The 6,984-nt window shown below is 68.1% G+C and carries 10 protein-coding genes; 7 read left to right on the forward strand and 3 right to left on the reverse strand.

Going from position 1 to position 6,984, the window contains the following annotated elements:
* Window positions 1-84: 84 nt before the first annotated feature.
* Both Q0R13_RS22265 and Q0R13_RS22270 read right to left on the reverse strand, forming a co-directional pair.
* Window positions 85-1,230 carry an outer membrane beta-barrel protein gene (locus Q0R13_RS22265; RefSeq protein WP_293908155.1) on the reverse strand — a complete coding sequence of 382 codons (1,146 nt, stop codon included), beginning with the start codon at window positions 1,228-1,230 and terminating at the stop codon, window positions 85-87.
* Window positions 1,231-1,435: 205 nt separating this feature from the next.
* Window positions 1,436-2,233 (reverse strand): SDR family NAD(P)-dependent oxidoreductase, encoded by a 798-nt coding sequence (locus Q0R13_RS22270; protein ID WP_293908157.1) that lies wholly within the window; start codon window positions 2,231-2,233, stop codon window positions 1,436-1,438.
* A 53-nt stretch (window positions 2,234-2,286) separates the two neighbouring features.
* Here Q0R13_RS22270 and queF point away from each other — a divergent pair, with 53 nt between their 5' ends.
* Both queF and Q0R13_RS22280 read left to right on the forward strand, forming a co-directional pair.
* A complete protein-coding gene (gene queF, locus Q0R13_RS22275) occupies window positions 2,287-2,742 on the forward strand; it encodes a preQ(1) synthase (protein WP_293908159.1) in 456 nt (151 codons plus the stop codon).
* A gap of 350 nt (window positions 2,743-3,092) precedes the next feature.
* Window positions 3,093-3,767, forward strand: a complete 675-nt coding sequence (locus Q0R13_RS22280) for an SHOCT domain-containing protein (protein WP_293908162.1) — start codon at window positions 3,093-3,095, stop codon at window positions 3,765-3,767.
* A gap of 9 nt (window positions 3,768-3,776) precedes the next feature.
* On the opposite strand, the gene Q0R13_RS22285 is transcribed toward Q0R13_RS22280, so the two are convergent.
* Entirely contained in the window at window positions 3,777-4,388 is a 612-nt protein-coding gene (locus tag Q0R13_RS22285) for a nitroreductase (RefSeq protein ID WP_293908165.1), read from the reverse strand.
* An 80-nt stretch (window positions 4,389-4,468) separates the two neighbouring features.
* On the opposite strand from Q0R13_RS22285, the gene Q0R13_RS22290 reads away from it, so the two are divergent.
* The 5 genes from Q0R13_RS22290 to Q0R13_RS22310 all read left to right on the forward strand — a co-directional run bounded on the left by Q0R13_RS22290 (window position 4,469) and on the right by Q0R13_RS22310 (window position 6,850).
* Entirely contained in the window at window positions 4,469-4,705 is a 237-nt protein-coding gene (locus Q0R13_RS22290; protein WP_293908167.1) for an AbrB/MazE/SpoVT family DNA-binding domain-containing protein, read from the forward strand.
* 4 nt (window positions 4,706-4,709) lie between these two features.
* Complete coding sequence (locus Q0R13_RS22295) at window positions 4,710-5,099, forward strand: PIN domain-containing protein (RefSeq protein ID WP_293908169.1); 390 nt, start codon at window positions 4,710-4,712, stop codon at window positions 5,097-5,099.
* Between the two features lie 4 nt (window positions 5,100-5,103).
* Complete coding sequence (locus tag Q0R13_RS22300) at window positions 5,104-5,718, forward strand: NUDIX hydrolase (RefSeq protein WP_293908171.1); 615 nt, start codon at window positions 5,104-5,106, stop codon at window positions 5,716-5,718.
* Window positions 5,719-5,748: 30 nt separating this feature from the next.
* Complete coding sequence (gene cysE / locus Q0R13_RS22305; RefSeq protein ID WP_293908174.1) at window positions 5,749-6,579, forward strand: serine O-acetyltransferase; 831 nt, start codon at window positions 5,749-5,751, stop codon at window positions 6,577-6,579.
* A gap of 64 nt (window positions 6,580-6,643) precedes the next feature.
* Complete coding sequence (locus Q0R13_RS22310; RefSeq protein ID WP_293908176.1) at window positions 6,644-6,850, forward strand: DUF3126 family protein; 207 nt, start codon at window positions 6,644-6,646, stop codon at window positions 6,848-6,850.
* The last annotated feature ends 134 nt before the right edge of the window (window positions 6,851-6,984 follow it).

A 6,984-nucleotide genomic window follows, 5' to 3' on the forward strand; every position in this document is an offset into this window, starting at 1 on the left:
GGCGCACGGTGGCGCCGGCCCGAGGCTCAGTGGCGTGGCCCTGAACCCCCGCGCTCGCCCGCGCGGGAGCCCTTGGCCGCAGGATCAGAACAGGACGCCGGTTTCGATCATGGCGCGGGTCTGCTTCTTCTGCGTCCCGGCCGAGCCGAAGCCCGATCCGGGCGCGATTTTGGTCAGCCCGGTGTAGGAGAACTCTCCGCGGACGAAGAAGGTCTTCAGCTGCCAGGTCGGGGTGAGGGTCAGCGAATAGGCCTTGCTCTTTTGTCCGTAGAGCAGGCTCGTGCCGCCGGACGAGCCTTCGTATTCGGCGCGGGCCGCCAGGCTGAAGGTGTCGTTGAAGGTGTACTTGCCCAGCACCGCGGCGCCGTAGGTGCTGCCGGAGGTCAGGATACCCGCCTTGCTGTAGCTCGGCACGTGGCCGTACTGCAGGTAGGGCTCAACCATCCAGGCGCCCTCGGTGTGGGTCCAGAACAGGTTGAAGATGTCGCCGTTGTTCAGGGTGACCGGGGTCGCGAAGCGCGACTTGGTGGTCTTGCTGAACGGCACCGAGCCGGCGAAGGCGACGGTGTCGGTCTTGCTGATCGTATAGGTGATCAGGGTCGAACCCGTGGCGTAGTGGCTGGAATAGTAGCCGTCGGTCAGGGCGAACGACGCGGCGATGGGCCCCTTGGTGATGTTCGCCTGCACGCCGCGGCTGATCGCCGGCTCCTGGTTCCAGAGCAGGCCCCGGGCGATGTTCATGTTCTGGAAGGTGAAGGTGTATTCCGCGCCGATCAGGGTGGGAATGATGCCGCCCTCGATGTTGAAGTTGGCGCTGGGCACGATCTTCACATAGGCGGTCGGCACGTAGTGATAGGTCAGGTCCGGCGTGTCCGACTGCTTGATGTAGGCGGTGCCGAGCGAGGGCAGGGAGTAGGTGCCCGCCTGGACGTAGAACTGGAAGACCCCGTCGGTCTTCTGGATCTCGATCTGGGCGTTGCTCAGGTCGGCGCGGCTCTTCTTGTCGCCGATCACCGGGTGGCGCTGTTCATAGCCCAGGCCGGTGAGCTGGCCCGACACATAGATCTTGCCGAAGCTGCCGACGTCATAGCTGAACGGTGTGGCGTTCGCCGACAGCGGCGCGGTCATCGACGGCGACGCCAGCGGATCGGCCTGTGCGACCGGCGCGGCCGCAAGGCCTAGTCCGATCGCCGCTGTACCGGCGAGGCACATCGTCTTGAGAAAGTGCATTTTGTTATCCCCTCGTTCCTCGGCCCTTGATCCCACGGTCGCGAACCGCGGGGCAGGGCGTGCGCGGGTATGGTTGCGGAGCAGCCTTCCCGATCAACGCACGGCGCCTTGGGGACCGGTCCTCCGTGACGGTTGCTGAATTATTGAGCGGGGGAGCCCGGCGGCGCCAACCGATTGGGCGCCACGGGCGGAGGTCGCAGGCCGCCTAGCGGGCGACCAGCGGGGCGAATCCCAGGTGCGATCCGGCATCGACCATCAGGGTCTCGCCGGTCACGTGGCGCGACGCCGGCGAGGCCAGGAAGACCGCGGCCACGGCGATGTCCTGCGGCGTCGAGGCGACCTTCAGCGGGCTGCTGGTTGCGGCGCCGGCGCGGATCCGGTCCGCGGCCGCCTCGCCCAGGCCCTTGCCGAACCAGCCGGTGTCGATGAACCCCGGGCAGATGGCGTTGACCCGGATCCTGGGCGCCAGGGCGCGGGCCAGCGATATGGTCATGGTGTTGAGCGCGCCCTTGGAGGCGGCGTAGGGCACCGACGAGCCGATGCCGGCGACCCCGGCGATCGAACTGGTGTTGACCACCGCCCCCGGCCGTGGCCCGGCCTCCAGCAGTGCTCGGCAGGCCCGCGTCGCCTGGAAGGCGCCGATGACGTTGACGCCATAGAGTTCCAGGAAGTCCTCGGCGGAGACCGCCTCCAGGTCGGCGTGGCCGGCGAACTTGGTGGTGCCGGCGTTGTTGAACAGGGCGTCGATCCGGCCGAACGGCGCCGCGGCGGCGGCGATGGCGCGGCAGTCGGCGTCCTTGGACACGTCGCCCTGGACCAGCACGGTCTCGGCGCCGTGCGCCTGGCAGAGCCGGGCGGTCTCCTCCGCCTCGCCCTGGCTGCGGGCATAGTTGATCACCACCGCCTTGGCGCCCTGGGCGGCCACCTCGACCGCCACGGCGCGGCCCAGGCCGGTCGACGCTCCGGTCACCACCACCACGAAGTCCTCATACTGACCGGCCATTGGACGCCTCCCGCTTGTTGTTGGCGGCCGTAGTAGCGTCTAAAGCCGCCCGCATGGAAGAGACCCAACTCACGCAACTCGGCCGCGAGGCGCGGGGGTTCGAGAGCCCCGAGGCGGCGGTGCTGGAGCGCGTGCCCAATCCGCACCCGGACGCGGCCTATCTGGTGCGCCTGACCGCGCCGGAATTCACCTCGCTGTGCCCGGTGACCGGCCAGCCGGACTTCGCCCATCTGGTGATCGACTACGTCCCGGCCGGCTGGCTGGTGGAGTCCAAGTCGCTGAAGCTCTACCTGGGCGCGTTCCGCAACCACGGGGCCTTCCACGAGGACTGCACCGTGGCGATCGGCCGGCGGCTGGTGGCGGAGATCGCGCCCCAGTGGCTGCGGATCGGCGGGTACTGGTACCCGCGCGGCGGGATCCCGATCGACGTCTTCTGGCAGAGTGGCCCGGCCCCTGAGGGCCTGTGGCTGCCCGACCAGGGAGTGGCGCCCTACCGCGGTCGCGGTTGAGCAGACCGACCCGCACGATTGAGACCGTCCGCAGTCTCCGAGGGCCGACGACCAAAGGCGCCCAAGCAAACACCCGGGCGACCCAGCAGACGGCCTGACCCGTTGCGTCAAGCCCGACTTCGAGAGCAACGAAACGACCTCAAGGCGACCGGTGGATGCCTGCTCAGGCTTCCCAAAACTGAGGCGCTAGCCTATAGCTGACCTTGTCCATTATCTCCTCGGGCGTGTCACCTCAGGCCGGGTGGCGCGACGCGTCGTGCGGCCGTCGTTTCTCTGGTCCTGGGGCGCGGGCTCAATCCGTTGCTCTTGCGGTGCGGATCGCTAGCTTGGCGTCATTGGGGACCCAGCCGATGACCGAAACCCAGCCACCCTTGCTATCGCCGCCGCCGGTCGGCAGCGGACCCCGAGCGCAGCTGCAGACCTTGCTTGTGCCCGGCGAGGCGCTGGTCGCCCACGCGCTGCAGCACCGGGTCTATGCGTTGCTGCATCGCCGCGACGTCGCGGCGGCCACCACGACACGGTTCATCTTCATGACCCGCCCGCTGCTAGGCGGATATCAGCCCGTCGATGTCCGCTGGCAGGATCTCAAGGATGTCGAGATCACCGTCGGCATGTTCTCCGCCCGCGTCACCCTGACGTTCAACACCAACCTCTCCGACACCGCCGCCGGCGACGGCGCGGTCGAGACGCTGCGCGCGTCGGGCCTGACCATCGAGGCGGCCCAGGCGCTCTACCGGGAGAGCCAGGCCCAGGAGCTGGCCTGGCGCGAGAAGCGCCGCGTCCGCACCATGGAGGAGATGCGCGCCCAGGCCGGCGGCGTCCAGATCGCCACCGGCGTCTATCCGCAGGCCGTGGGCGGCGAGGTGAGCCACGCCAGCGGCCCGGATGCGCCAAGGCTCGCCGGCGCATCGGCTGCGGACGATCCGGTCGAGCGCCTCGCCCGCGCCCGCGCCATGCTGCAGCAGGGGCTGATCACCGACGCGGAATACGAGGCCATCAAGGCGCGGGTGGTCGGCGCGCTGTAAGGCGGCGGCTCACCCTGGCCAGTACGTAACCAACCCCGCCACCGCCGGCCGTTCGCGTTCGAGGGGCGGCTCGCGGGGCGTGCCGATGAGGACGAAGCCGGCGACCCGCTCGCCGGCCTGCAGGCCCAGGATGGCGACGGCGTCGGCGTCGTAGCTGTACCAGTCGGTGATCCAGTTGGCGCCGAAGCCCATGGCCTGGGCGGCGTAGAGCAGGTTGGTGCAGACCACGCCGGCGGACAGCAGCTGTTCCCATTCCGGGATGCTGGCCGGTTTGGGTGAGGACACCACCACCACGGCCAGGGGCGGGATCTTCAGCTTGGCCAGCTTGGCGGCCAGGGTGGGGTCGCCGCGGTCCTGTGAGAGCCCCTCCAGCCGCGCGGCAAACGCGGCCTTGCCGGCGCCCTCCAGGACGATGAACCGCCAGGGCGCTAGCTTGCCGTGGTCCGGGACGCGGGCGGCCAGGCGCAGGAGGTCGTGGAGCTGGCCGGCGTCGGGCGCGGGCTCGGTCAGCGTCACCGCCGATGCGGAACGTCGCAAGGCGAGGAACTTCAGCACCTCGGGCGAAGAAGCGACGGGCAGGGCGGCGCCGAAGGCGGGGGCGGGCGGCAGGGAGGGGGTCACGAGGTGGCGTGTAGCGGCCGCAGGCTTGAAAACCAAACGCGGATGGTGTATATACGCGTCATCACGCCTTCGAGTCCGCTATGCCCATGGTCACCAGTCGCATCTTTCGCAGTGGCAACAGCGAGGCCGTCCGCCTGCCCAAGGACGTCGCCTTCGGTCGCGACATGGAAGTGACGATCGTGCGAACGGGCGACGTCCTGACGATCCGGCCAACGCGGCCGTCGGTCCAGGAGATGCTGAAGAAGCTGGATGAATTGCCGGCTCCGGATGAAATCCAGAAGCGCGACGATTTCTGGCCCGACCGTCCAGGCCTTTGACCTCTTGATCTTTCTGCTCGATACGAGCGCGGCGGTCGCCCTCAGGGACGGTGACCCGGACGTTCGCAAGCGGCTGGAAGCCCTCGACGGACCCATCTGCCTCTCGCTTCTGACACGTATCGCGCTCGAAGGCGGGGTCGACAGAAGCGATCCGGTCCGACGGGTGCTGAGGCGCGCGCGCCTTGACCAGATCCTAACGGCGTTCGAGACGCTGCCCTTGGACGTAACCGTTGTTGAGCGATATCGCACGATCGTTGAGTCGGCGGGGTATTCGCGTCGGAAAGTCGTCGATCGCGTCATTGCCGCGCATGCTCTGGATCTGGACGCGACCCTGGTCACGCTGAACGGCGACGACGTGAAGGACATCGCAGGCCTTCAGGTCCTGGCTTGGTGATCCGGTGAGCGGCAAGCCGGCCTGGCTGCGGTCGCAAGGGAAGCCTTGGTTCAGAGGCCCCGCGAAGGTCGTCTACGACAATCCGTGGATCCGGGTGACGGAGTTCGCCGCGACCGCGCCGACCGGGGCTGCGGCGACCTATGGGCTGGTCGGCCACAAGAACTATGCGGTGGCGATCCTGCCGCTGTTCGACGACGGGACGACGGTGCTGGTCGGCCAGCACCGGTTCCCGCTGGCTGAGTACAGCTGGGAGATTCCTGAGGGCGGCGGGCCACTGGAGGCCGATCCGCTGGAGAGCGCGCGGCGCGAATTGGCCGAGGAGACCGGCCTGGAGGCGGCGGACTGGCGCGAGATGCTGCGGGCGCAGCTGTCCAATTCGGTGAGCGACGAGCGGGCGATCGGCTATCTGGCGCTGGGCCTGTCGCCGGCCCGCGACCTGCACCACGCCGACGACACCGAGGCGCTGGAAATCGTGCGGGTTCCATTCCGCGAGGCGTTCGACGCGGCGATGGCCGGACACCTGGAAGACGTGCTGACAGTGGCGATGCTGCTGAAGGCTCACCATATGGCCCAGCAGGGAACGTTGCCGCCGGCGCTCGCGCTTGCGATGATAGGGTAGGAGAACGCCCCTATGGGCCGGGAGGAACTGATGAGCCAGCGCCTTGAGGTGGTCGACACCAGCCTGCCGCCGCCCGTTTGGGCCGCTCTGCGCAACGAGGCCGAGGCTTCGGCCCGCGACGAGTCGGCGCTCGCCAGCCTGTTGGCTGCGGTGATCCTCAACCACGACAGCTTGGGCGATGCGCTGAGCTACCAGCTGGCGCGCAAGCTGGGCGACCAGGAGCTGCGCGGCATGAGCCTGCGCGACACCATCGAGGAATCCTACGAGCGCGACCCGTCGATCGTCGAGAAGGCCGAGTACGACCTGAAGGCGGTGTTCGAGCGTGACCCGGCCTGCAAGGGCTATGTCCAGCCGTTCCTGTTCTTCAAGGGCTTCCTGGCGTTGCAGACCCACCGGGTGGCGCACTGGCTGTGGAGCGAAGGCCGCGAGACCCTGGCCTTCTATCTGCAGAGCCGCTCCAGCGAACTGTTCCAGGTGGACATCAACCCGGCGACCCGGATCGGGCGCGGGGTGTTCATCGACCACGGCACCGGCATCGTGATCGGCGAGACCGCGGTGATCGGCGACGACGTCTCCATGCTGCAGGGCGTCACCCTGGGCGGCACCGGCGCCGAGCGCGGCGACCGCCACCCCAAGGTGGGCAAGGGCGTGCTGCTGGGCGCGGGCGCCAAGGTGCTGGGCAATATCCGCATCGGCGACTACGCCAAGATCGCCTCCGGCTCGGTGGTGCTGAAGGAAGTGCCGGCCGGGTGCACGGCCGCCGGCGTGCCGGCGCGGCTGGTCAACTGCCCCACCTGCGAGGAGCCGGCCAAGAGCATGGACCACACCCTGGCCGATGCTGTGTACGACTACGTCATCTGAGGTTTCCCCGCCCGGCGCGAACCGTTAGGTTCCGCGCCGGCGATTTGCCCTCAAGGAGCGTGGTGTGGACGAGAGAGCTATCCGCAAGATCGAAGGGCATCTGCGCGGGACGTTCGCCAATGCGCGGATCGCCCTGGTGCCCCGACCCAAGCAGAAGGATTCCGCCGAGGTCTATGTCGGCGAGGAGTTCATCGGCGTGGTGTTCGAGGACGAGGACGGCGACGGGTCGTACGTCTTCAACATGTCCATCCTGGCCGAGGACCTGCTCTAGCAGGCTGTTGAAAAAGTCGACGGTGAGGGCCGATTTTCGCCCTCTCATGGCCCTTCCGCTCAAACAGGCAAAATCTCGTAGTTGAAATAATTGGGTTTTCTGAATCTCTAGGGCTGCAAACTTGCGCCTCAGGC

It is taken from the genome of Phenylobacterium sp. (genome assembly GCF_025351295.1).
In the GTDB taxonomy this organism is placed as follows: domain Bacteria; phylum Pseudomonadota; class Alphaproteobacteria; order Caulobacterales; family Caulobacteraceae; genus Phenylobacterium.

Excerpts from the sequence above, each read along its gene's own strand:
- Q0R13_RS22265 (WP_293908155.1), bottom strand. The coding sequence starts at position 1,230 with ATGCACTTTCTCAAGACGATGTGCCTCGCCGGTACAGCGGCGATCGGA.
- Q0R13_RS22270 (WP_293908157.1), bottom strand. The coding sequence starts at position 2,233 with ATGGCCGGTCAGTATGAGGACTTCGTGGTGGTGGTGACCGGAGCGTCG.
- queF (WP_293908159.1), top strand. The coding sequence starts at position 2,287 with ATGGAAGAGACCCAACTCACGCAACTCGGCCGCGAGGCGCGGGGGTTC.
- Q0R13_RS22280 (WP_293908162.1), top strand. The coding sequence starts at position 3,093 with ATGACCGAAACCCAGCCACCCTTGCTATCGCCGCCGCCGGTCGGCAGC.
- Q0R13_RS22290 (WP_293908167.1), top strand. The coding sequence starts at position 4,469 with ATGCCCATGGTCACCAGTCGCATCTTTCGCAGTGGCAACAGCGAGGCC.
- cysE (WP_293908174.1), top strand. The coding sequence starts at position 5,749 with ATGAGCCAGCGCCTTGAGGTGGTCGACACCAGCCTGCCGCCGCCCGTT.